This is a genomic window from Streptomyces sp. NPDC046939, assembly GCF_040644575.1.
In the GTDB taxonomy this organism is placed as follows: domain Bacteria; phylum Actinomycetota; class Actinomycetes; order Streptomycetales; family Streptomycetaceae; genus Streptomyces.
This window is the reverse complement of sequence record NZ_JBEYWV010000007.1, coordinates 39,458-61,376: the sequence shown is the minus strand read 5'-3', so window position 1 is coordinate 61,376 and position 21,919 is coordinate 39,458. Positions and strand designations below refer to the sequence as shown.

22 protein-coding genes and 2 pseudogenes are annotated in these 21,919 nt (G+C 71.1%); 16 read left to right on the top strand and 8 right to left on the bottom strand.

Features of this window, described 5'->3' with window-relative positions; all coding sequences use genetic code 11:
• Positions 1–16: 16 nt before the first annotated feature.
• From ABZ877_RS09725 to ABZ877_RS09715, 3 genes are all read right to left on the bottom strand, one after another.
• The gene (locus ABZ877_RS09725) at positions 17–739 is read right to left on the bottom strand and encodes a sulfite exporter TauE/SafE family protein (protein ID WP_361067106.1); all 723 of its coding nucleotides are present in this window, start codon (positions 737–739) and stop codon (positions 17–19) included.
• 72 nt (positions 740–811) lie between these two features.
• Positions 812–1,765 (bottom strand): threonine/serine dehydratase, encoded by a 954-nt coding sequence (locus ABZ877_RS09720; protein WP_361067103.1) that lies wholly within the window; start codon positions 1,763–1,765, stop codon positions 812–814.
• A gap of 97 nt (positions 1,766–1,862) precedes the next feature.
• Entirely contained in the window at positions 1,863–2,396 is a 534-nt protein-coding gene (locus ABZ877_RS09715; protein WP_361067100.1) for an EF-hand domain-containing protein, read from the bottom strand.
• 300 nt (positions 2,397–2,696) lie between these two features.
• On the opposite strand from ABZ877_RS09715, the gene ABZ877_RS09710 reads away from it, so the two are divergent.
• The 5 genes from ABZ877_RS09710 (at position 2,697) to ABZ877_RS09690 (ending at position 8,197) form a co-directional block, all read left to right on the top strand.
• Positions 2,697–3,494, top strand: a complete 798-nt coding sequence (locus ABZ877_RS09710; RefSeq protein ID WP_361067097.1) for a (5-formylfuran-3-yl)methyl phosphate synthase — start codon at positions 2,697–2,699, stop codon at positions 3,492–3,494.
• 8 nt (positions 3,495–3,502) lie between these two features.
• On the top strand, positions 3,503–4,612 hold the full coding sequence (locus ABZ877_RS09705) for an NAD(P)-dependent alcohol dehydrogenase (RefSeq protein ID WP_361067094.1): 1,110 nt from the start codon (positions 3,503–3,505) through the stop codon (positions 4,610–4,612).
• Positions 4,609–5,559 carry a class I SAM-dependent methyltransferase gene (locus ABZ877_RS09700; RefSeq protein ID WP_361067091.1) on the top strand — a complete coding sequence of 317 codons (951 nt, stop codon included), beginning with the start codon at positions 4,609–4,611 and terminating at the stop codon, positions 5,557–5,559. The genes ABZ877_RS09705 and ABZ877_RS09700 overlap by 4 nt, the downstream gene beginning before the upstream one ends.
• A 147-nt stretch (positions 5,560–5,706) precedes the next feature.
• Complete coding sequence (locus tag ABZ877_RS09695; protein WP_361067088.1) at positions 5,707–6,915, top strand: PP2C family protein-serine/threonine phosphatase; 1,209 nt, start codon at positions 5,707–5,709, stop codon at positions 6,913–6,915.
• Positions 6,916–7,159: 244 nt separating this feature from the next.
• A complete protein-coding gene (locus ABZ877_RS09690) occupies positions 7,160–8,197 on the top strand; it encodes an NlpC/P60 family protein (RefSeq protein WP_361067086.1) in 1,038 nt (345 codons plus the stop codon).
• Between the two features lie 15 nt (positions 8,198–8,212).
• Here ABZ877_RS09690 and ABZ877_RS09685 read toward each other — a convergent pair whose 3' ends face one another.
• Both ABZ877_RS09685 and ABZ877_RS09680 read right to left on the bottom strand, forming a co-directional pair.
• Complete coding sequence (locus tag ABZ877_RS09685; RefSeq protein ID WP_361067611.1) at positions 8,213–9,073, bottom strand: DUF72 domain-containing protein; 861 nt, start codon at positions 9,071–9,073, stop codon at positions 8,213–8,215.
• 38 nt (positions 9,074–9,111) lie between these two features.
• A pseudogene (locus ABZ877_RS09680) lies at positions 9,112–9,572 on the bottom strand (helix-turn-helix transcriptional regulator).
• Here ABZ877_RS09680 and ABZ877_RS09675 point away from each other — a divergent pair.
• The 4 genes and pseudogenes from ABZ877_RS09675 (at position 9,571) to ABZ877_RS09660 (ending at position 14,267) form a co-directional block, all read left to right on the top strand.
• A pseudogene (locus ABZ877_RS09675) lies at positions 9,571–11,192 on the top strand (MFS transporter). The pseudogenes ABZ877_RS09680 and ABZ877_RS09675 overlap by 2 nt on opposite strands.
• 267 nt (positions 11,193–11,459) lie before the next feature.
• Complete coding sequence (locus tag ABZ877_RS09670) at positions 11,460–11,786, top strand: hypothetical protein (RefSeq protein ID WP_361067083.1); 327 nt, start codon at positions 11,460–11,462, stop codon at positions 11,784–11,786.
• Positions 11,787–12,016: 230 nt separating this feature from the next.
• Entirely contained in the window at positions 12,017–13,078 is a 1,062-nt protein-coding gene (locus ABZ877_RS09665) for a DUF642 domain-containing protein (protein ID WP_361067080.1), read from the top strand.
• A 139-nt stretch (positions 13,079–13,217) separates the two neighbouring features.
• Complete coding sequence (locus ABZ877_RS09660) at positions 13,218–14,267, top strand: glycosyltransferase family 4 protein (protein WP_361067077.1); 1,050 nt, start codon at positions 13,218–13,220, stop codon at positions 14,265–14,267.
• On the opposite strand, the gene ABZ877_RS09655 is transcribed toward ABZ877_RS09660, so the two are convergent.
• On the bottom strand, positions 14,264–14,959 hold the full coding sequence (locus tag ABZ877_RS09655) for an alpha/beta hydrolase (protein WP_361067074.1): 696 nt from the start codon (positions 14,957–14,959) through the stop codon (positions 14,264–14,266). The two genes, ABZ877_RS09660 and ABZ877_RS09655, sit on opposite strands and share 4 nt — an antisense overlap.
• Before the next feature lie 164 nt (positions 14,960–15,123).
• Here ABZ877_RS09655 and ABZ877_RS09650 point away from each other — a divergent pair, with 164 nt between their 5' ends.
• Positions 15,124–15,348 carry a hypothetical protein gene (locus ABZ877_RS09650; RefSeq protein ID WP_361067071.1) on the top strand — a complete coding sequence of 75 codons (225 nt, stop codon included), beginning with the start codon at positions 15,124–15,126 and terminating at the stop codon, positions 15,346–15,348.
• 63 nt (positions 15,349–15,411) lie between these two features.
• Here the strand turns inward: ABZ877_RS09650 and ABZ877_RS09645 are convergent, their stop codons facing one another.
• Complete coding sequence (locus ABZ877_RS09645) at positions 15,412–16,632, bottom strand: FUSC family protein (RefSeq protein WP_361067068.1); 1,221 nt, start codon at positions 16,630–16,632, stop codon at positions 15,412–15,414.
• An 87-nt stretch (positions 16,633–16,719) separates the two neighbouring features.
• On the opposite strand from ABZ877_RS09645, the gene ABZ877_RS09640 reads away from it, so the two are divergent.
• The 5 genes from ABZ877_RS09640 (at position 16,720) to ABZ877_RS09620 (ending at position 19,821) form a co-directional block, all read left to right on the top strand.
• Positions 16,720–17,226, top strand: a complete 507-nt coding sequence (locus tag ABZ877_RS09640; RefSeq protein ID WP_361067065.1) for a metallophosphoesterase — start codon at positions 16,720–16,722, stop codon at positions 17,224–17,226.
• A gap of 100 nt (positions 17,227–17,326) precedes the next feature.
• The gene (locus ABZ877_RS09635) at positions 17,327–17,905 is read left to right on the top strand and encodes a dihydrofolate reductase family protein (protein ID WP_361067062.1); all 579 of its coding nucleotides are present in this window, start codon (positions 17,327–17,329) and stop codon (positions 17,903–17,905) included.
• Between the two features lie 119 nt (positions 17,906–18,024).
• A complete protein-coding gene (locus tag ABZ877_RS09630) occupies positions 18,025–18,459 on the top strand; it encodes a DUF4259 domain-containing protein (RefSeq protein WP_361067609.1) in 435 nt (144 codons plus the stop codon).
• Between the two features lie 229 nt (positions 18,460–18,688).
• Positions 18,689–19,204: a SigE family RNA polymerase sigma factor gene (locus tag ABZ877_RS09625; RefSeq protein WP_361067059.1), complete on the top strand. Its 516-nt coding sequence runs from the start codon at positions 18,689–18,691 to the stop codon at positions 19,202–19,204.
• A gap of 113 nt (positions 19,205–19,317) precedes the next feature.
• Positions 19,318–19,821 carry a MarR family winged helix-turn-helix transcriptional regulator gene (locus ABZ877_RS09620; protein WP_361067056.1) on the top strand — a complete coding sequence of 168 codons (504 nt, stop codon included), beginning with the start codon at positions 19,318–19,320 and terminating at the stop codon, positions 19,819–19,821.
• On the opposite strand, the gene ABZ877_RS09615 is transcribed toward ABZ877_RS09620, so the two are convergent.
• Positions 19,818–20,993: an oxygenase MpaB family protein gene (locus tag ABZ877_RS09615; RefSeq protein ID WP_361067053.1), complete on the bottom strand. Its 1,176-nt coding sequence runs from the start codon at positions 20,991–20,993 to the stop codon at positions 19,818–19,820. The two genes, ABZ877_RS09620 and ABZ877_RS09615, sit on opposite strands and share 4 nt — an antisense overlap.
• 275 nt (positions 20,994–21,268) lie before the next feature.
• On the opposite strand from ABZ877_RS09615, the gene ABZ877_RS09610 reads away from it, so the two are divergent.
• Positions 21,269–21,874 carry a TetR/AcrR family transcriptional regulator gene (locus ABZ877_RS09610; RefSeq protein WP_361067050.1) on the top strand — a complete coding sequence of 202 codons (606 nt, stop codon included), beginning with the start codon at positions 21,269–21,271 and terminating at the stop codon, positions 21,872–21,874.
• Positions 21,875–21,919: the final 45 nt, after the last annotated feature.

The window sequence follows — 21,919 nt, the reverse complement described above, 5'->3', positions numbered from 1 at the left end:
TCGGGCGGCGCGGGGCTCACAGCTCCAGCACCCCCTTGAGCAGCGTCGTCACCCCACCCCCCAGCGCCAGGGTCAGCACCAGCGCCCGGGCCCGGCGCTCGGGGGTGCGCTCCGCGAGGGCCCGGCCGATCAGCACCCCGACCGCCATCGCGACGGCGACACACGCCCACTGGACACCGCCCAGGCGCGGCACGCCGTTCGCCGCGACCGAGAAGATGTTGACGAACAGCCCGTAGAACTGCGCGTTGGGCACGAACTCCCGGACGCTCCACCCCGCGTTGAGCGCGTACAAGGAGATCGGCGGGCCGCCCACACCCGCCGCGGCGTTCATGAACCCGCCCACCGCGCCCGTGCCGACGGCGCCCGCGCGGCCCCGCAGCGCCGGGGCGCGCAGCCCTCGTACGATCAGCAGCACGGCCACCGTCACCAGGGCGCCCATGACGATCAGCAGCGCCGGTTCCGGGAGATGGCGCGTCGTCCAGGCGCCCAGCGGGACGGTGCACGCGGAGGCCGCGCAGAGCGGCACCATCGCGGACCACCGGACCTCCCGCCAGCCGCTCACCAGACCGATCGCGCAGATCACACCGGAGGCGCAGTTCGCGAGGATCACCCCCTGGGTGGGGCCCAGGAGGAGGATCAGGGCCGGGACCGCCACCAGCGCGAAGCCCATGCCGGTCAGCCACTGCACACAGGAGCCGAGCAACACGATCGCCGTCAGCCAGAGCGCGCCGGTCGTCACAGTTCTCCACCTCTCGTCGTCCGCAAGGACGATCTTTCCCCGAGTTGGAGAAGGCACCGCCTGACGAAGGCGCTACGAGGTGTGTCCCGCGTACGACGTGATGGAGTCGACCGTGGCGTTGCCGCCGCAGACCACCAGGCCGAGACGGGTCCGCGTGCCGGTCTTGGCGAGGACGCGGCGGGCGGCGGGGAGGAGGCAGGAGGCGGCGGGCTCGGTCCACACCTTGGCGTGCTCCGCCATCTCCCGCACGGCGGCGAACGCCTCCTCCTCCGGCACCACGAGCACCTCGTCGACGAGGTCGCGCACCATCTCGTACGTCAGCGGGGACACGGTGGGCGCGCCGAGCGTGGTGATGCGGGAGTCCACGTCCACCGGCACCGGGCCGCCGTGGGCCAGCGCCTGCGTCATCGCGTCGGCGCCGGTCGTCTCCACGCCCCACACGCGCACGCCCGGCCGCAGCGCCCGCAGCGCCGCCGCCACACCGGCGATCAGACCGCCCCCGCCGATGGAGACGAGGACGTCCGTCAACGGGCCCGCGTCCGCGGCGAGTTCAAGGCCCACGGTGCCCTGCCCGGCGATCACCACCGGGTCGGCGAACGGGTGCAGCAGCGTGAGCCCGTCGGCCTCCAACCGCTCCATCAGCGCGAACGCCTCGGCCATGGTGGGCGCCAGCCGCACGTCCGCGCCCGCGGCCCGCGCGATCTCCATGGAACGCGCGGGCGCGGTGCGCGGCATGACCACCGTGGCCCGCACCCCGAGCGCGGCCGACATCTCGGCCACCGCGACCCCGTGGTTGCCGCCCGACACCGCGACCACACCGGCCGCCCGCTGCTCGTCGGTGAGCGTCAGCAACTTGGCGACCGCGCCCCGCGCCTTGAAGGAGCCGCTGCGTTGCAACAGTTCGAGCTTGAGGGTGACCGGCACACCGAGCAGTGCGGTCAGCCCCGGGCTGGGCAGTGTGGGTGTGCGCACCACGTGCTCCGCGATCAGCGCGGCGGTGGTCTCCAGCTCCTCGACACCGATCATGGTGTGCCCCCCTGGGTGTGTGTCCGTGTGTCGTGCCGTCGCAGTGCACGATACGTGGAGGCCGTCGGGGGGCTGACCGGGCGGGCGGCGGTCCGGGTCAGGCCGTCGGTACGGCCGCCAGCAGGTCGGCGGGGACGCCGCCCTTGTCAGGGGCGTAGTAGTTCTTGATCTCGGCCTCCCAGACGTCTGTCCGGATCCGGTCGTCGGCATCGGGTCCGAACGCGTCGAACAGCGCCTCGATGTTGGCACGGTCGAACCCGACCCCTCTCATCATGCCGATGAAGACGGGGCGGGTGACGGTGCCGCTGCCGTCCACGTCGCCGAAGCGCGAGAAGGCGGAGGCGAACTCGTCGACGGCTCCGCTGAAGCGCTCCGGCGACAGGACGCACGCCTGGAACTCCTCGTACGTGATCCGGCCGTCGCGGTTGGTGTCCAGCTCCCGGGCCAGCGTCTCCCAGTAGCGCCGGAAACTGGCGCGCATGGCTTGGGTACGTGCCTGGTCGGCGTCTGGCACCGCCGCGGCGACCCGGTCGCTCATGAGCGTGAAGTCGTCGGCTTCCAGGACCCCGTTGCCGTCGGCGTCGAACAGGGTGAAGACCAGCTTCACACGTGTGACTGCTTCGGTACGCATGTGTGTCTGCCTTTCTCGCGTCCAGGAGCCGGCCGTGTGTGCCGACCGAGCAGCAACTATGCGGGCCGCCGACCCGGGCGTCCCGGGAAGAGCGACTGGTCAGCACAAAGAGTGAAAAGGGGGTCGTGGAGGCATGAAGTGGACTGAGGGGCGGGTGAACCGGCGCGCACGGCGCACTTGTCCCAGGGGTGGCACCTCCCTCCGTTCTCGCGCGCCCTACCGGTGGTCGCAGGCCGCCGCTGATGATGAACGGACCGCAACGGACATCAGCGCGTTCGCACACCCCTGCCTGCCGTCCAGATGACAGGTGACAGGCGAAAGGTGTGCGGAAAGGAGCACACGTTGTTACTTCTGATCTCCCCGGACAGCGTCGAGGAAGCCATCGAGTGCGCGAAGGCCGCGGAACACCTCGACATCGTGGATGTGAAGAGACCCGCCGAGGGCTCGCTCGGCGCCAACTTCCCCTGGGTCATCAAGGAGATCCGGGAGGCGGTCCCCGCCGCGAGGCTCGTCTCCGCCACCGTCGGGGACGTGCCGTACAAGCCCGGCACCGTGGCCCAGGCGGCGCTCGGCGCGGCCGTCTCCGGAGCCACCTACATCAAGGTCGGTCTCTACGGCTGCACCACACCCGAGCAGGCGATCGAGGTCATGCGAGGGGTCGTGCGGGCGGTGAAGGAGTACCGGCCGGACGCCTTCGTCGTCGCTTCCGGATACGCCGACGCCCACCGGGTCGGCTGCGTCAACCCGCTCGCACTCCCCGACATCGCCGTGCGCTCGGGCGCCGACGCGGCCATGCTCGACACCGCGATCAAGGACGGCACACGCCTCTTCGACCACCTGCCGGTCGAGACCTGCGCCGAGTTCGTGCGCCGGGCCCACGAGGCCGAACTCCTCGCCGCCCTCGCCGGCAGCGTGAAGGCCGCCGACCTCGGCGCGCTGACCCGCATCGGCACGGACATCGTGGGGGTGCGGGGCGCGGTCTGCGAGGGCGGTGACCGCGACGCGGGCCGGATCAGGCCGGAGTTGATCGCCGCCTTCCGGGCGGAGATGGACCGGCACGCCCGGGAACACGCGGCCGCCGCCGTCGCCGCGGGCTGACCGCCGGCATGGCGAGAACGTTCGACGCGGCGGTCCTGCGCACCCCCGACAGCCCGTTCGCCGTCGAGAAGGTGCTGCTGCACGCGGGGCCCGCCGAGGACGAGGTCCTGGTCAGGATCGCGGGCTGCGGCATGTGCCGGACCGATCTCGCGGTCCGGGGCTCGGCGGGCCGCTCACCCCTTCCGGCGGTGCTCGGCCACGAAGGGTCCGGGGTCGTCGTGGAGACCGGCGGGCCGCACACCGGCCTGCGCGACGGCGACCACGTCGTCCTGAGCTTCGACGCGTGCGGCCACTGCCCGAACTGCCTGAACGCCGCCCCCGCCTACTGCGACTCCTTCGCCGCGCTCAACCTCTACGGAGGGCGCCGGGAGAACGCCGCCAGGTTCACCGACGCGGCGGGGGAGACCCTGGCCCCGCGCTGGTTCGGCCAGTCCTCGTTCGCCGAGTACGCGGTGGTCCCGGCCCGCAACACCGTACGGGTCGACCCCTCCCTGCCCCTCGAACTGCTCGGCCCGCTCGGCTGCGGCTTCCTCACCGGCGCCGGAGCGGTCCTCAACTCCTTCGGTGCCGGACCCGGCGAGACCCTGGTCGTCCTCGGCGCGGGCGCGGTCGGCCTCGCCGCGATCATGGCCGCCACCGCCTCCGGAGCGGTGACCGTGGCCGTCGACCACCGCCCCGAACGGCTCGCCCTCGCCGAGCGCCACGGCGCGACACCACTGCCCGCCACGGCCTCCGACCTGCCCGCCCGCATCCACCGACTGACCGACGGCGGCGCCCACTACGCGCTGGACACCACGGCCGCGCCCGCGCTGATCAACGACGCCCTCAGATCCCTGCGGCCGACCGGCCGGCTCGGTCTCGTCGCACGGCTGCACACCCCCCTGCCGATCGAGCCGGGGGCGCTGGACCGCGGCAGACACATCTCCCACATCTGCGAAGGGGACGCGGTGCCGGGCCTGCTGATCCCGCGCCTCGTCGGCCTGTGGCGGGCGGGCCGGTTCCCGTTCGACGAGCTGATACGTACGTATCCACTCAGCGACATCAACGAAGCCGAACGCGACTGCGAGGCAGGACGCGTCGTCAAACCCGTACTGCTGCCCCAGGAGTCGCGCCCATGAGCACACATGTCGACGGAGGAAACGTGGTCGGGACAACGCAGCACGACACCGGCGTCGCGAGCGGAGTGGGAACGACCGCGCTCCTGGTCGCCGCCGCCCGGGCCATCGAGACCCACCGCCACGACAGCCTCGCCCAGGACGCCTTCGCGGAACACTTCGTGCGCGCCGCACCGGCCTCCGCCGGGTGGCCGACCCGCCTGGAGCATGTGCCGGACGGAGACGCGAATCCGCTCTGGGGGCGCTTCGCGCGCTACTTCGGGCTGCGGACCAGAGTCCTCGACGACTACCTCCTCACCTCGGTGCGCGCGACGGGCGCCCGGCAGATCGTCCTGCTCGGAGCGGGTCTCGACACCCGCGCCTTCCGGCTCGACTGGCCTCCCGGCAGCGTCGTCCACGAGATCGACAGGGCGGAGGTCCTGGCCTTCAAGCACGAGGTGCTCGACACCTTGCAGGCCACCGCGCGGGCGGCGCGCGTACCGGTCCCGGTCGATCTGCGCGCCGACTGGGTGACGGCACTCACCGACTCCGGTTTCGACCCGGGCGCACCGACCGTGTGGCTGGCCGAAGGGCTGCTGTTCTACCTCCCCGCCGCCGCCGAGACGTCCCTCATCGCCACGGTGAACCGGCTGAGCGCGGGCGGCAGCGCGCTGGCGTACGAGGTCAAACTCGAACCGGACCTGATGGCCCACCGCGACAGCCCGCTCTACATCTCCACGAACGCGCAGATCGGCATCGACCTCCTCGACCTGTTCGCGAAGGAGCCGAGACCGGACTCGGCGGCCGCCCTGACGGACAAGGGCTGGTCGACATCGACGTACACGCCCTTCGACTTCACCCACCGGCACGGCCGGGGGCCCCTGCCCGAGGCGAACGACGCCTTGGCGGGCAACCGGTGGGTCTTCGCGCAGAAGCCCTCAGGGCCGACGTCACCGTCGAGACCCCGCTGACACCGGTCGCCTGAGCGCCGCCACCCGAATACGACGGCCGGGATGCGGCGGGGGCGGCCGTACGGTGGACTGCGGTGGGAGAGGTGGCGGCCGAGCGGGGCTCCGGGCTCTCCCCGGCACCCGGGGCCCCGACAGGAAGGGACGACTGTGCGTGGTGAGCTCGATGCGCTGTTGCAAGCCGCGGAGGACGCCGCGCCCATCGAGTCGGTGGACGTGGTCGCCCGCATCCTGGAGCGGCGCTTCGGCGCGGACGAGGTGTCGTTCCTGTTCCTGGACGTCGTCGGACAGGGGGTGGTGCGGCTGCCCCGGGCCGGTACGCCGAGGCAGGCGCGCGGCACCGCGCGGCGGATGAGGCTGCCGGGCAGCCGGTACGAGCGCGTGCTGCGCACCCAGGAACTCCTTCAGGAGGAAGAGAGGGCGGGGGAGGACGAGGGCGGGCGGCGGTACCGGCTCGTAGCGCCCGTGACGAACCGCGGCGACTGCGTCGGTCTCCTCGAACTGGTCGTCCCGCACGTGGACGACGCCGTGCGGGACGCGGTGGCGCAGGCCGCGCACGCGCTCGCGTACGTCGTCGTCACCGACCGGCGCTTCACCGACCTCTACCACTGGGGCGGCCGCACCTCGGGCATGAGCCTGGCGGCCGAGATCCAGCACCAACTGCTGCCGACGGCGGCCACCTGCGAGGCCGCCCAGTTCACCCTGGCGTGCGGTCTCGCACCGGCCAACGACGTCGGCGGCGACACCTACGACTACAGCCTCGACCAGGGCAGTCTCCATCTGTCCATCACCGACGCCATGGGCCACGACACCGCCTCCGCACTCCTCGCCACCCTCACCGTCAACGCGCTGCGGCAGTCCCGGCGCGCGGAGGGCGACGTGCTGGCACAGGCGTGCGCCGCGCACGACGCGCTCGCCGAGCACGCGCGCGGCATGACGACCGGCCAGTTGTTCGACGTGGCGCTCGACACGGGGGAGTGCCGGATCGTCAACGCCGGTCATCCCTGGCCGCTGCTGCTGCGCGACGGCCGGGTCGAGGAGGTGCCGCTCAAGGTGAACCTGCCGTTCGGCGTCCCCGCGCCGGTGGAGTACGAGGTGCAGCCGTTCCGCTTCCAGTCCGGTGACCGCCTCGTCCTGCTGACGGACGGGATGCGTGAGCGGGAGAGCGCCGACGTCGATCTGCCCGGCATCCTCCTGGTCACGGCGGACGAACACCCGCGCGAGGCCGTGCGGGCGCTGATCGACGCGGTGCACGACGTGTGCAGTGAGGGGCTGCCGGACGACGCCACCGTCATGGTCCTCGACTGGCGGGGCAGCCGCTCCGGCCGCCGGGACTCCGACGCGGGAGCCGACATCTGAGACGACCGGCCGAAGAGGGGGTGTGCGCTCAACGCTGCGTCAGGTGACCGTTGCCGTACGTGAGTTGTGCGGACCAAGTGCAGAAATGGCCGATATTTTTCAGCTCAAACTTTGAAACGGTCACAGGAAGGTCACTAAGGTCGGCCTCGGACCTCCTCAAGATCACTCACACGAGGTGTGTGACGGGGGAGCCCACCGCCCATGGGCTGGTCCGTGGGCGGCAGGAAAGAAGGAGCTGGCCTCCGTGGCGTCCCACCGTCGACCCCGACAGCCCAACCGCGCACGTGTGACCGTGCTGACCGCGACCGCCACCGCCGCCGTGGCCCTGTCCGCACAGGGCGCGAACGCGGCCCCCAAGCCCAGCAAGAGCGAGGTCAAGGCGCAGGTCGACAAGTACTACGCGGAGGCCGAGCGGGCCACCAACCAGTACGACGGTGCCAAGGAGAAGCAGCAGAAGCTGGAGAAGGAGATCAGCCGGCTCCAGGACAAGGTCGCGCGCGAGCAGGGCGAGCTGAACGAACTCCGCACGGGCCTCGGCGCGATGGCCAGCGAGCAGTACCGCTCCGGCGGCATCGACGCCTCGGTCCAGCTCTTCCTCTCCGCCGACCCGGACGACTACCTCGACAAGGCGTCCACCCTCGACTCCCTCTCCGAGCAGCAGGTGGAGTCGCTCAAGAAGGTGCAGGCCAAACAGCGCGAGCTGGCCCAGGAGCGCGCGGAGGCCGCGGAGAAGCTCGCGGACCTCGCCGAGACCCGCACCGAACTCGGGAAGAAGAAGACCGAGATCCAGGGCAAGCTCAGCAAGGCCCAGAAGCTCCTCAACACCCTCACCACCGCCGAGCGCCGGCAGATGGCCGAGGAGGAGCAGCGTGCCAGCCGCTCCGCCACGGCCCGGGTCGAACTCGGCAAGGAGAAGGAGGTGGCCGCCTCCGGCATCGGCGCCGCCGCCCTGAACGCCGCCGCCACGCAGATAGGCAAGCCGTACGTCCGCGGCGGCACGGGCCCCAACTCGTACGACTGCTCGGGCCTCACGCAGTGGGCCTACGCGCAGGCCGGGGCCCACATATCGCGGGTCACCTACACGCAGGTCAACGAGGGCCCGCACATCGGCATGAGCCAGCTCAAGCCCGGCGACCTCGTCTTCTTCAACAACACCGAGCACGTCGGCCTCTACGCGGGCAACGGCCAGGTGCTGCACGCGCCGTACCCGGGGACCTCGGTGCGCTACGAGTCGATGAGCACCATCGGCAGCTTCCAGTTCGGCGTCCGCGTCAACGGCTGACCGGGCCGCGCGAGGTCACACGGACGACCGGGCCTCCCGCAGGAGTTCGCTCATCCGCTCGGCGGCCCGCACCGAGGCGTCGCCGCAGCAGTTGTTGAACAGCACGTGCACCCGCTCGACCTGTCCGGCGAGCTCCCGCAACCGCGGCAGCCACCCGGACAGTTCGTCGTCGTCATACGTGTGCCGGAAGCGGTCCTCCTTGCTCCCGCGCCCCCAGGACGTGTTGCGCCCGTGGAACCGCACGACCGCGAGGCGCGGATCGCCTACGGGGGTGACCGGGGGGATGGAGGCCGGCAGACCCTGGGCCATGTCGACGGCGACAGCGGCCATCCCGAGGTCCGCGAGGCGCGCGCACGTCGCCTCCGCCTGCCCCGGGCGCCACCAGTCCGGATGCCGGAACTCCACGGCCACGGGCCAGCCCTCGGTGCGCCGCGCGGTCCGCGCAAGCATCTGCTCGGCGCGCGGGCCGGGCCGGAACCACGGCGGGAACTGGAACAGCACACTGCCGAGCCGGCCGGTGTCCCGCAACGGCGCGACGGCCTCGGCGAACCGCGCCCACACCGCGTCGAGCACCCCGTCGTCCCCGGCGTCGGGCGGCAGCCCGTCCGGCATCACCGCCGTGCGCGTGGGGTGCCCGGTCAGCAGCGAGAACGCCTTCACGTCGAAGGTGAAGCCGTCCGGGGTGCGTTCGGCCCACAACCGGCTGACCCGTTCCTGCGGCAGGGCGTAGTACGACGCGTCGGCCTCGACGACCGGGAACCTCTCCGCGTAGTACCGCAGCCGCCCCTCGGCGTCGCGCTGCCCCTTCGGATACCAACCGCTGCGCACCAGCGCCGGATCCGTCCACGAACACGTGCCCACGAGTATGTCGCCCATGGCGGCCTCGTACCCGGAGTGCGCGAATCCGTGCCTGCTCACTCCGGGGACGGTTCCGTCTCGCGCTGGTGGCCCCGGCGGGCGTCGCGGTCGAAGATGCCGATGATCTCGCACGGCCCGCCCTCGGCGCCGATCGCGTGCGGCAGGCGCGCATCCGGGCCGGGTTGTCCGGCGGCGGCTCGGTCATCCGCTGACGCACGACGCTCATCCCGGGATCGCCCTTGACCGGCCACCGCATCAGGTGGTGGGTGGCGTCGATGGTGGGGCTGACGACGACATCGTCCGTGGCGGTCTCCACGAGCTGGTCCAGGGTGGTGTCCAGGGCGCGGGCCAGGGTGACGAGCTGGTCGAGGGCGAGCCGCCGCTGACCGTTCTCGATGCGGCTCAGCGAGGACTGGCTGAGGTGGGCGCGGGTGGCCAGCTCCTCCAGGGACCAGCCCTGGGCGACGCGCAGGGCGCGGATGCGTTTGCGTACGAGGCTGTCCAGGTCGCCATCGATGAGTGACGAGCAGCCCGCCCGCGCGGCGACCCTGCCGGGCGGCGGTGCCGAGGACGCGCACCGTGAAAGAACGCCGGACGCCCGGGAGTTGCGTACGATCCTGATCGCCGTGTCCATCGCGCTCATGGCGGTGAATCGTCAACAGCTACACCCTGGCCCTCGCCGCGCTGCTGCTGCCGCTGGGCGCGATCGGCGACCGGCTGGGCCGCAAGCCCATGCTGATCGCCGGACTGACTCTCTTCGGCGCCGCGAACATCGTGGCGGGAGTGGCCCCCTCCGCGGGGGTGATGATCGCCGCGCGCGTGGCCGCGGGGGTCGGCGCCGCGACGATCATGCCGATCACGCTCGCGGTCATCACCTCCACGTTCCCCGAGGAGCAGCGCGGCAAGGCGATCGGCGTGTGGACCGGCGTCGCGGGCGGCGGCGGCATCCTCGGCATATTCCTCTCCGCGCTCCTAGTCGACGTCGCCGACTGGCGCTGGCTGTTCCTCCTGCCCGTCGTCCTGGTCGTCGTGGCCCTGGCGATGACCCTGAGGTCAGTGCCCGACTCCCGTGAGCGAGCGGACCATCCCTTCGACGCGACGGGCGCCCTGCTTTCGGCCGTCGCCGTGACCGGCCTGATCTTCGTGCTGCAGGAAGGACCCGAGCGCGGATGGACCGCGCCCGTGACCCTGATCGCCCTGGCCGTCGGTGTCCTCGCCGCGGGTGGTTTCGTGGCATGGGAGTTGCGCCGCCGCGACGCCTCCTTGCTGGACCTACGGCTGTTCCTTCCAGGCCGTCCTCGGCTGGTCGGGGCTGCTGTCCACCGTGGCGATGATGCCGATGGCGGTCATGATGATGCTGACGTCCGGCCTGGCCCCGAAGCCGGCCGCCAAAATCGGTGCCCGCTCCACCATGAGCGTGGGCGTCGCCGTGGCCGCCCTCGGCCTCGCGCTGATGGCCCTGTTCGTCTCCGTCAGCGGCGGCTACCTGTCCATCCCCGGCGGCATGCTCGCCATGGGCATCGGCATGGGCCTGTCGATGACACCCTCCACCGAGGCGATCACCGGCTCGCTGCCCCGCGCCCAGCAGGGTGTGGCCTCCGCGCTCAACGACGTCACCCGCGAGTTCGGCACCGCCCTCGGCGTCGCCGTGCTCGGAGCCCTGCTGTCGGCCGGGTACCGCGACGCCATGGACGACACGCTCCACGGCGTTCCGGACGCGGCCGCGGACACCGCCCGCGCGGGCATCGCCAACGCCGTCGAGGTCGCGCCTCAGGCCGGTACACACGCGCAGGACCTGATCGCCGCGGCACAGCGGTCCTTCGTGGACGGCTGGCAGCAATCCATGTGGGCCGGGGCCGGGGTCATGGCCGCGTTGCTGGTCTACGTGGTCCTGCGCGGGCCGGGGGCGTTCAGGAGGGGTCAGGCCGGGCGGCGGCGGCCGCGTCGGCGCTGGGGGACCGCGATCCGCTCCGGCTCCATGTCCATCTCACCGCCGAAGTCATTGTCGTACACCGGCGCCTGGAACAGGTTCTGCCACTGCGGCTTGACCCCGGCCACACCGGTCCTGCCCAGCGACTCGACACGCCGACCCTGCATTGCCTCACGCATGCACACACACCTTCACTCACACCTATGAACACGGCGCCTGCCTCACGCCCGCGCCGCAGCCCCCGATACCCCCTCCCGAGAAACGAAAACCAACCGGGCCAATAGCAGGCCGCCGAGGACAATACGGGTGAGGGCCGGAATTCCGCCGGGTATGCACGACTCGGCGCGAACTTCTCGCGTCTCTCGAAATGCGTAACCGCCATTCCCTTTCCGTACGGCGAGTACGGCAAGTACGGCAAGTGCGGCAAAGGAATGGTGGTCGCTTTCGAGGTCACGACAAGCGGAAGGCTTCACCATGAACAAGCGCACTCTGACCTTCGGCCTCGCCTCCCTCGCCGCCACCGCCATGCTGGCAGTGACGGCACCCGCCCACGCGGACGGCGGCGGCTACGTAGAGGTCGACGGCAAGCAGCACTGGGGCCTGTCGGGCTGCTACAACCTGTCCGAACTCACCGGCTCCGACTCGGGCGGCGGCAAGCTGACCAACGAAGTGGGCTACCCGATCTACATCCACAGCTCGTCGAACTGCAAGGGCGCGGCCTGGTCCGCGACGCTGAGCGGCACGACGCACTACGTCGGCAGCCTCAACAGCAGCGTCTACGTCCCCCCGCGTCCCTACTGACCGATCTCCACGCCCGACGCGCCTGACCACTGAGTGACGAAGGGCCGCCACTTCACCGGCGGCCCTTCTCGCTGTCCCCGCGCGCCGCCTGCACAGAGCTGTTCCGCAATTCCTTCGCGGCGCGATCCGCGGCACTCCACATTGCACAAACAAAATGCCGTCCGCTTCTGCTCGCCATGGGTCCGGGGAATTCCGAAAGAAGAACCCATTGCCTTGAGAGGAGCAATGTCATGCAGGACAGTACGACGCTGACCACGGCCGACGACACCGCGCAGGAGGGGCTCGTCCAGGACCCCTGGTTCCTGGACTGGGAGGCGAAGGCGGGCTGGGCCGAGAACGGGAACGCGGCCTACATCGACTTCGCGCCGGACCGCGGCACGAAGCTGAACAAGTGGCGGACCGGGGTCCTCGAGGGCTCCGCCAACAACCCGATCTCCCTCTACCGCAGGAAGTACTCGGGCTTCGTCCTGCCGCCGAAGGCCCCGCGCGACGCCGGTGTCGTCGACCTCAACGGCTTCGGTGCGCAGGGCTACGTCGAGCAGGACATCAGGACGGCGCCGGGCACCACCTACACCCTGTCGTTCTGGCTCGGGTACGACATGTTCAGCGGCACCGGTATCGCGAAGGTGGCCGCCCAGGTCTCCGCGATCAACGCGGACACGCAACAGGAGATCGCGCACAGGCAGTTCGAGGCGCCGAGGGGCGGCAAGCAGGCGAACAACATCAACAACGAGCCGGGCTGGAAGCAGCACACCCTCAAGTTCAAGGCCGAGTCCGACGTCACCACCATCCGCCTGGCGGACTGGACCGGGCCCGCCAACGGCTCCAACAGGCACGAGGGACTGACCGGCGCGGACATCACCGGTGTCTCCGTCGTCGAGGACTCGGCACCCATCTCGCTGTCACCCGGCGGAGACGTGACGCTCAGGCGCGGCGGCAGCCCCGGCTACCCGGGCGTGCGGGTGACCGCCTCGGGGGACCACACGCCCCCGCAGACGGTCAAGGTGACCCTGCCCGGCGGACGGGGCCTGCACTTCGTCGGTGAACCCGACTACCGGCTCACGGTCCTGACCTCGGGCGGCCACCAGAACCAGTACGCGGGGACGCTGTCGGAGGACGGGCAGACGCTCACCTTCGACAAGGTCGACCTGGGACTCGCAGGCAAGGGGACCACCTCGACCCTGTGGCTGCCGGTGTCCGCCGACGGCAACGCCACGCCGGGCGACACGTCCCTCACCTTCCGGATCGGCGGCCGGAGCGGGTCCTCGTCGAGGATCCACGTCACCGGCTGACCCCGTCACCAGGGTCCTCCCGCCGTGCCGCCCGTGACACGGCGGGAGGACCCGCCCGCACCTCCGGTGAGAAGCACCGCCACGCCGTGCCCCGCTCGCACCACCCCACGTCCCAGAACGTCAGAAACGGAGTGCCCGCATGTTCCGCTCCCGCCATTCCCCGCGCCCGCCGCGCAGCCTGTCCCTGGTGGGCCGCGTGTTCGGCTATCCGCCCGCGCACAACGCGGGCTCGGAGTGGATGCTGCACTCCATGCTCCGGCCGCTGGCCGAGCGCGGACACCGGGTGACGATCTGGCTGTCGCACCCCGGGAGAATCAAGAAGGCGTACGACTTCGAGGGCATTCGCGTCGTCCCGTTCCAGGACGGCGCGGACTTCGCCGCCGCGGCGCGGAAGGCCGACGTCCTGCTCTCCCACTACGAGAACGTCCCCGTCGTCGCCGGTCTCGCCCGCAGCCACGCCATCCCGGTCGTCGTGATCTGCCACGACAACTTCGCCGCCACCTTCCACAACGCGGCCGGCGCCGACCTCGTCGTCTACAACAGCGAATGGATCCGCCGCGAAGGAGAAGTCCACTTCGCCCGCTACCCGGCCACCCTGCTGCCCCGGCACTCCATCGTCGTACGCCCCCCGGTCACCGCGTCCGACTACGCCACCACCCCCGGCAAGAGCGCGACCCTGGTCAACCTCAACCCCGACAAGGGCAGCGAGATGTTCTGGCAGGTCGCCGCCTGGTCACCGAAGTGGCACTTCCTGGGCGTCCGCGGCGCCTACGGCCAGCAGCTCGAACCGCCCACCGCACTGGCCAACTGCGACGTCGTCGACGGCGTGCCCGGCCATCGGATGCGCGAACACGTCTACGCCCGTACGCGCGTCGTGCTCATGCCCAGCATCTACGAGTCCTGGGGGCGGGTCGCCGTGGAAGCCTTCGCCTCCGGCATCCCCGTCATCGCCCACCCCACCCCCGGCCTGGTCGAATCACTCGGCGAAGCCGGAATCTTCGCCTACCGCGACGACCTGAACGCCTGGATCCACGCACTGAGACACCTGCAGAACCCGCGCAACTGGCGCCACGCCTCCCAGCGCGCCAAGGCCCGCTCGCGGACCCTGAGCACCACCACCGACCTCGACGTATGGTGCGACGCGATCGAGTCCCTGCCGCACACCGGCCACCGCGCGGGCCGCGGCTAGAGCGGCGCGCTGAGCTCGACGAGATGCCGGGCCGTCCCCGCGGGGTCGACGATCTGGTGCAGGTGTGCGCCCGGCAGGTGGGCCACGCGCCAGCCGCGTTCGCGCGCCCGCTCGGCGACATCGTCGTAAGGAGGGCCGAAGAGCAGGTACGAGCAAGGATGGTCGTCCCAGCCCTCGGGGACCGGGACGCGCTGCTCGTAGTACGAGAGCGGAAGAGTGGGCTGCTCCTCGACGACCGTCCGCCGCGTCGCCGGATCGTCGAACATCGGGGCGATGTCCGCCTCGTCCCACCAGTCGGTCCAGCGCGGCAACCGGCCGTGCACGGCCAGCGGGCGCAGGAACGCCAGCAACTCCGGTGGGGCGACCGGAGTCGGCCCGGCCTCGGCGGGCAGTGCGGCGTCCACGAACACGGAGCCGGCCACCGGACGGTCGAGGCCGGTCCGGATCAGCGGGAGGAACAACCCCGCGTTGCTGTGCGCCACCAGCACCAGCGGAGTACCGGCCGGAACCCGCCGCACCTCCTCACGGACGGCATCCACGACACGCGGCCAGAACGGCGGCTCACCGGCCCCGACGCGCACCAAGGACGGCACACACACCTGGCGGCCCGCCGCCGTCAGATGTTCGGCGACCGGGCGCCAGGTGGCGGGCCCCACGGACGGGCTGTGCACGAGCACGAAAGTCGGCTGCATGAACCGATTCTGACCGCTGCCCCCAGGCGAACGAGCCGTTGTCGGCTGTGAGCAGAGCGGCACGGAGGCGCCCGGCTACCGTGCCAGGACGACGTACGCGCCGCGTGCGCCTTGATCCGCACTACGATGATCAAGCTGTATCCGGGTCGGAAGGGGTGGTCACCATGGCCAAAGCGGTGCGTGCGTCACTGGGGGAGATGTGGCTCTCCTGCCATGTGTGCAAGAGCGACCTCTTCCGCGAACGCGGGGTGAAACTCAACAGCACGGGCGGTGAGTTCTTCAATCTGGCCTGGGCGGACGAGACCGCGACGGGGCTGATCTGCTCGCGCTGCGGCTACGTGCACCTCTTCGTGAACCGGGAGATCAAACTGCACCGCGTCCGGGACTGACGCCACGCGGGCCGTACGCCTCTGCCGGGACAGCAGCGGGCATGACGTGCCTCCCGGTGGCTCTCAGCGGTGGCGCAGGCGGCGGGACGCGCCGCGCAGGCGGCGTCGCAGCGCGGTCAGGCGCGGATACTTGTCCTGCATCTCGCGGGCGCGCAGATCCAGCTCCTCCACCAGACGCGCGGACCGCTTCTCCACATCCATCTCGTCCAGGATCCGGTCGGCCTCCGCCAGCAGGGCGCCGTGCAACTGCCACTGCCCGGGATCCACCCGTACGAGGTCGAGGAGTATCGCGGCGACGTGGTCGCGGCTCTTGCGCCCGGCGGCGAGTTCCTCGGTGAGCCGGGACTCGGCGTCCTCCGCGTTGGCGCTGACCTGCGAGGTGATGAGCACGGCGAAGGCCTGGAACGCGCCCCCGATGTGCGTGTACATCTCCTGGAGCGCGGCGGCGATCCGCGGAGGGAACAGCGGCTCGCCCGCACGCGCCTTCGCCAGGTCGGTGAGGGTCCGGGAGGACACCCGCAGGACGACCGAGCAGATCTCAAGCGTGTCGAGCCCGGTGCGCAGAACGACCCGCGAGAGCAGCCCCTCCTTGACGCGCGGGTTGAGCCGGAGACTGTCCTCGGCCTGCCGCAGCGCGGCGTCGACGTCGGCGATGTCGTTGTCGAGACGCCGCGCCTCATGCAGCCTCGTCGCCGCCTCCTCGACCGAGACGGGCCGCGAGAGCTGCTCCTGCATGCTGCTCGTCAGCCGGCACATGCGACGGGACAGGTCGAGCAGCGACTCGCTCGCCGACGACACCCACACCGGAGGGACGAAGACGGTGTTGAAGAGCAGACCGACGACCGCGCCGATCAGCGTTTCGAGGATTCTGTCCCAGGCCGCGCCCGCCGCCTGGGTGACGCCGAGGACGAGCATCGCGCTGATCGCGACCTCGACCAGGAAATCACCCGCTTTGACGAACCGCCCGACGGTGAGTGCCGCCAGAATGATCAGGCCGAGGCTCCACCAGGTCAGTCCGACCAGGGCACTGAAACCGATGGCGATGAGCACGCCCGCCACGACGGCGTTCACCCGGCTGATGCCGGTACGGATGGTCGCGTAGAGGGTGACCTGGACGACGAGGAGGGCGGTCAGCGGGGCGGTGAGGGGGACGGGTTCGCTGCTGAGTCTGAGGGCGACGACATAGGAGATGACGGCCGCGGCGGTGGAGCGCACCGTCTGCGCCACGGCGGGTTCCTTGCCACGCTTGACGAGGTTGAGAAGTGGATCTGTTGCTTCACGCACGGGGTGCCTCTTCCCCCGGAAACGATCACAGACACCCGGGGCGCACGGTGCTGACGTGCGACAAGGCGATGCGCGATAGTGGATCACATGCGTCTGCTGCTGATGTCGGACACCCATCTGCCGAAGCGAGCGAAGGTGCTGCCCGAGGAACTGGTGCGGCAGATGGACCGCGCCGACGTGGTCGTCCACGCCGGGGACTGGGTGGACGCCGCGACCCTCGATCTGCTGGAGTCCCGCTCCCGGCGGCTGATCGGTGTCTACGGCAACAACGACGGCCCCGAGCTGCGGGCGCGGCTGCCCGAAGTGGCCCGGGCGGAACTCGGGGGCCTGCGCTTCGGCGTCGTCCACGAGACGGGCGCGGCCCAGGGACGGGAACGCCGCTGCGCCGCGCGCTTCCCCGACCTCGACGTCCTGGTGTTCGGGCACAGCCACATCCCCTGGGACACGACGGCACCGGGCGGGCTGCGGCTGCTGAACCCCGGCTCGCCGACCGACCGGCGCCGTCAGCCGTTCTGCACGTACATGACAGTCGTGGCCGACGGGCGCGAGCTGACCGAGGTGACCCTGCACAACCTGCCGCGCCGCACCGTGTAAGCGCGCCCAGCCCTCACAGCGACCGCCCGGAGGCCGATGAGTTTGCGAGACGGCGCCGGTCACCACCATGACACGCGCCCACGCACGGAAGGAAAGCCCGATGGCAGACCTCATGGTGGACTTCATCATCTCGCTCGACGGTTACGCCTCCGCGGAGGGCTGGCCAGGGTTCTGGGGCATGGAGGGCCCCGAGTACCTGGCCTGGCTGGACAGCGACGAAGAGAAGCGACACGTCAGCCTGATGGGCGCCACCACCTACCGGGTGATGTCCGGTTTCGCCGCCGAGATGCCCGACGACCCCGGCTTCGCCGAGCTGGCCACCATGCCCAAGGTGGTCTTCTCCTCGACCCTGGAAGCCCCCTTGGCCTGGCAGAACACGGAACTCATCCGGGGCGACGCCGTGGAGGCGGTACGCGACCTGAAGAAGAACTCCGACCGGCCCCTGCGCACCCTCGGCAGCCTCACACTGTGCCGGTCACTGATCGCGGCCGGCCTCGTCGACCGCTACCGCGTCGTACTGTTCCCCGTCATCACCGGCGCCACCGGCAGGCAGCGGATCTTCGACGACTACCCCGACATCCGCCTCGACCTCATCGAGAGCCGCACCTTCGACGGCCGCCTCCAACTCCTCGAGTACGCCCCCACCATCCTGGACGGCCCCCCGCCCGCCAAGGGCTAGCCGGAGGTCGGACCCCTGCTGGGCCGGACGTCGTTGTCAGTGGCGTCTGCCAGGATGCCCCGTCCATGGCCAACAACGGATCGCAATCGGGATCCGGACAACCGGAGACGGGGAAGACAATGGGTACATGGGACGTCGGTAGCTTCGACAATGACGCTGCGGCGGATTTCTGCAACGAGCTGGATGACGCCACTGCCGGTGACAGAAAAGGCATCGTTCGGGCCGCCCTCGCGGAAGCGGTCGGCACCGAGGGCTACCTGGAAGCGCCGGAGGCCGAGATCGCCGTGGCAGCAGCCGCCCTCGTCGCGGCACAGTGCCCGGGCGGCGCGCCTGCGGATCCGGCCTATGGCCCGAAAGAGCCGCTTCCCGACCTCACCGCCCTCCGTGACCTCGCTCAGCGCGCCCTCGACCGGGTCGTGACCGAGCCGTCCGAACTGCTGGAGCTGTGGGCGGAGTCGGACGGAGATCCGTGGCGTGCGGGCATTCGCCGCCTGCGGGGCGTGCTCCTGCCGTCGGCCCCCACGGCGGCCCGGGAGAGCACGGCCGCCGAGTAGCGCGCCCGGCGCGCGGGCCCCCGGAAGCGGCCCACAGCACCTGCAAGGCGGCTTGCGGCCAACCACCAGGCCGTTTCGTTTTGTTCAGAGTGGCGCGAGGTGGCTGCTGAACAATCCCCCGGCCGCTGAACTCGTATCGGCGGGCCTCGCTCGCCGCCCGGAGCCAACCGAGCGGTGAGCGTGGCCCCGCGCGAACGAGTGCAGTCAGGTAGGACAACGGGGGGAATACGTGAACACAGGGCAGTACGCCGACCAGGTCACGGAGTTCGACGAGTACGTCCGTACGCACCACGCCGTCCTGCTGCGCAGCGCCCGGCGCCTGGTCGCCGACCCGCTCGACGCCCAGGACCTGCTCCAGACCGCGCTGCTGCGCATGTACCGGCGCTGGGAGCACATCAGCGACAAGCGGCTCGCGGACGCCTACGTGCGCCGCGTCATGTTCAACGCCCGGACCGAGCGGTGGCGGGCGCGGAACCTCCAGGAGATTCCCACCGAGCACCTTCCGGACACCCCGGGCGAGGACCCGGCGGAGCAACTGGACGACCGGGCTCTGCTGCTGGACGTCCTGAAGGTGCTCACGCCCAGGCAGCGCGCGGTCGTCGTACTCCGGTACTGGGAGCAGATGTCGACCCAGGAGACGGCCCTCGCCCTCGGCACCGAGATCGGCACCGTCAAGAGCACCCTGCACCGGGCGCTCGCCCGGCTCCGCAAGGAGTTGGCGGAGACGGGCCGCACGAGCCCGTGACGCTGCCGACATCGCCGACTCTTGACCTCGACCAAACTTGAGGTCTTACGGTCCCCGCATCAGTGATCCGCTCATCGACTCACCGATTCACCGACTCATCGGGGGCACCACCCATGACGGCACAGCACATCTCCGACACCGACACCGACACCGACATCGAGACCGAGACCGACGCCGCCCTCGCCGCCCAACCCGCCGCCTACTGGACCGGAGTGGCCTACGAAGCCCTCATCGCCTTCACCCGCGCCAGGCAGGCCGAACTCGGCTTCACCCAGCCTCAGTTCTGGCTGCTCCGCAACCTCTCCAAGAACGACATCTCACCCGACGGCCACGGCATGACGATCCCGGAACTGGAGCAGGCCATGAGCGGCTACCTCAGGGACGAGGACGACCTCGCGGCCGAGGCGGAGGTGCTGATCGAGCGCGGCTGGCTCACCCGGGACGCCACGGGACACCTGTGGATCACCGAGGCGGGGGACGAGGCCCGCGCCGGCCTCAAGAAGCACGCCCCGGACATCCGCGCCCGTATCCACGAGGGCATCGACGACGCCGACTACGTCACCGCCCTCAAGGTGCTCCGGCGGATGATCCGGAACACCGGCGGCACCCTCACCTAGTCGGGGGGTGATCCGTCGAGCGCCGCGATGCTCGGGGTGTCGTCGTGGAAGTGGCGTCGCAGGTGCCGTTCGACGAAGCGATCGCCCTGGCGCTCCAGGTACGCGCGGCCTTTCTCGGTGCGGCCGACTATCCGGTGGCGCACGAGGTTGGCGGCCAGGACGGGCGGCACGGCCCAGGGGAGCGTGGGCGGCAGGCGCAGGTCACGCATGCCCTGGCGGCCGAGGAACCAGCGCAGCATGCTCAGCAGGCGGGCGCGCGCGTAGGCGCGGCGCACGCGGGCGAAGTGGCGGAAGTGCAGATGGCGTTGGGCTTCGACGAGCGCGCCGGCCAGGGCCGGGCCGGCCGGGCCGCCGTAGCTCTGGGTCAGCAGGAGGTGGTAGTTCAGGCGGTGTTGTTCGGACTCCAGGTCGCAGAGCCAGTCGGCGTCCACGCCCAGGAGATGGCCGACATACTTCCACAGGTGCATGAAGGCCCGGGACTCCGCGCGGCTGACGCGCACGCCGAGGAGGCGGACCCCGAACAGCTGGACGGCGTTGAAGAGGCCCAGGGTGGAGGCGAGGTCGGACTGGTTGACGGGGAGGCCCCAGCGTTCGCTGTCCCACCGGCCGTTGTGCTCGTACTCGTGGTTGACCAGGGCGTGCATGAGACGGACCTGCACCGTCAGGCGGAACCCCTCGCTCGAGCGGCGCAGGGCGCCTGGCGCGGTGACCGTCGTCGCCCACTTCTGCGTCTCGGCGATCCTGCGCAGCGCGGAGTCCCCGAGCAGCCCGCCCGTCTCGACCAGCAGCCGCGGCGGCCCGTCGAACCGGTACGAGCCGATGAGCGCGAGCTGCAACAGCACGTCGGCGGCGTTGCGCCCGAACCTGCGCGCCACCCGCCCGCCCTCGTCGATCAGGTCGAAGTCCACCCAGTCCGGCACCGTCTCGACCGCGGCGAAGAAGTCCCGCAACGCCGTGGGCGGGTCGGGCACGGAGTCGACGCCGTCCACGAGCGCACGCCGGAACTGCCGCATCGTGACCCGGCCGGGGTCCATGGTGCCGGTGCGGCGCAGCGCCCGCGCCAGGGCCGCGCCCGTCTCGTCGCGTGCTGTCAGCCGCGTACCGATCGTGGCGAGGAGCGCTTCGTCGACGGGGCCGCGGCTGACCCGCAGCACCCGCAGTGGCCGCCCCACGCGACGGTTGCGGCGTTCGGTCGCGCGGAAGCGCTGGGGGTACGCGGGTGGGGACGGCGGGGCCACCGGCGGCGGTTGATCGGACGGCGGTTGATCGGGCGGCGGTGACGGGAGCGTGCGCGCGGGAATCGGCTCGGTCGAGGGCTCTCGTGACAGGTGCTCGTGTGCGACCATGAGTCGATGCTGACGGCCTCTCACATTCGCGTTCAACTCGTCTTCTGATGCCCATGTCATCGCCCGGACCGGGCCCCCGTCGCACGCCCCGCACTCGCGTTGTGGCGCGCAGGACCCCGCGTCAGGAGCGGTCGCGGGCGACGGTGCGGCGCATCCTCGAAGCGGGCGAGCGGGTCCTCGCCGAGCACGGGTACGAGGGCGCGTCGACCACCCGCATAGCGACGGCGGCCGGTCTCAGCCCGGGCTCGCTGTACCAGTACTTCCCGCACAAGGACGCGATCGTCTCCGCCGTGCTTGCGCGCTACAGCGACCAGTTGGTGGCCGGGATCACGGCTCGGATGACGGGCCAGTTCGAGCAGCCCGCGCCGGTGATCGTCCGCGCCACCCTCGCCGCCCTGCTCGACGGCCTCGACGTGGAGCCCCCGTTCCTCCGCGCCGCCGTCGAGCACGGCCCCCGCCTGGACGACGGCCGTGCCCTGCGCGTCTTCGAGGACCGCATCGGCGAACTGGTCCTCGCCTACCTCACCACCCGCCGCGAGGAACTCCGCACGGACGTCCCCCTGTCCGAGGCCGCCTGGATACTGGTCCGCACGGTCGAGCACCTCACGGTCCGCTACCTCCTGGACCGCCCGCCGATCCCACGGGACCGCTTCCTGGCCGAGCTGACCCAACTGACGCTGAACTACATCCGTACGGCACCGGCCTGACCAGGCGCCGCGCGCCACTCACCACTCATAGCGCCGAGGGCACGA

Excerpts from the sequence above, each read along its gene's own strand:
- ABZ877_RS09720 (WP_361067103.1), bottom strand. The coding sequence starts at position 1,765 with ATGATCGGTGTCGAGGAGCTGGAGACCACCGCCGCGCTGATCGCGGAG.
- ABZ877_RS09715 (WP_361067100.1), bottom strand. The coding sequence starts at position 2,396 with ATGCGTACCGAAGCAGTCACACGTGTGAAGCTGGTCTTCACCCTGTTC.
- ABZ877_RS09710 (WP_361067097.1), top strand. The coding sequence starts at position 2,697 with ATGACAGGTGACAGGCGAAAGGTGTGCGGAAAGGAGCACACGTTGTTA.
- ABZ877_RS09705 (WP_361067094.1), top strand. The coding sequence starts at position 3,503 with ATGGCGAGAACGTTCGACGCGGCGGTCCTGCGCACCCCCGACAGCCCG.
- ABZ877_RS09700 (WP_361067091.1), top strand. The coding sequence starts at position 4,609 with ATGAGCACACATGTCGACGGAGGAAACGTGGTCGGGACAACGCAGCAC.
- ABZ877_RS09685 (WP_361067611.1), bottom strand. The coding sequence starts at position 9,073 with ATGGGCGACATACTCGTGGGCACGTGTTCGTGGACGGATCCGGCGCTG.
- ABZ877_RS09670 (WP_361067083.1), top strand. The coding sequence starts at position 11,460 with ATGAACAAGCGCACTCTGACCTTCGGCCTCGCCTCCCTCGCCGCCACC.
- ABZ877_RS09665 (WP_361067080.1), top strand. The coding sequence starts at position 12,017 with ATGCAGGACAGTACGACGCTGACCACGGCCGACGACACCGCGCAGGAG.
- ABZ877_RS09660 (WP_361067077.1), top strand. The coding sequence starts at position 13,218 with ATGTTCCGCTCCCGCCATTCCCCGCGCCCGCCGCGCAGCCTGTCCCTG.
- ABZ877_RS09655 (WP_361067074.1), bottom strand. The coding sequence starts at position 14,959 with ATGCAGCCGACTTTCGTGCTCGTGCACAGCCCGTCCGTGGGGCCCGCC.
- ABZ877_RS09650 (WP_361067071.1), top strand. The coding sequence starts at position 15,124 with ATGGCCAAAGCGGTGCGTGCGTCACTGGGGGAGATGTGGCTCTCCTGC.
- ABZ877_RS09640 (WP_361067065.1), top strand. The coding sequence starts at position 16,720 with ATGCGTCTGCTGCTGATGTCGGACACCCATCTGCCGAAGCGAGCGAAG.
- ABZ877_RS09635 (WP_361067062.1), top strand. The coding sequence starts at position 17,327 with ATGGCAGACCTCATGGTGGACTTCATCATCTCGCTCGACGGTTACGCC.
- ABZ877_RS09630 (WP_361067609.1), top strand. The coding sequence starts at position 18,025 with ATGGGTACATGGGACGTCGGTAGCTTCGACAATGACGCTGCGGCGGAT.
- ABZ877_RS09620 (WP_361067056.1), top strand. The coding sequence starts at position 19,318 with ATGACGGCACAGCACATCTCCGACACCGACACCGACACCGACATCGAG.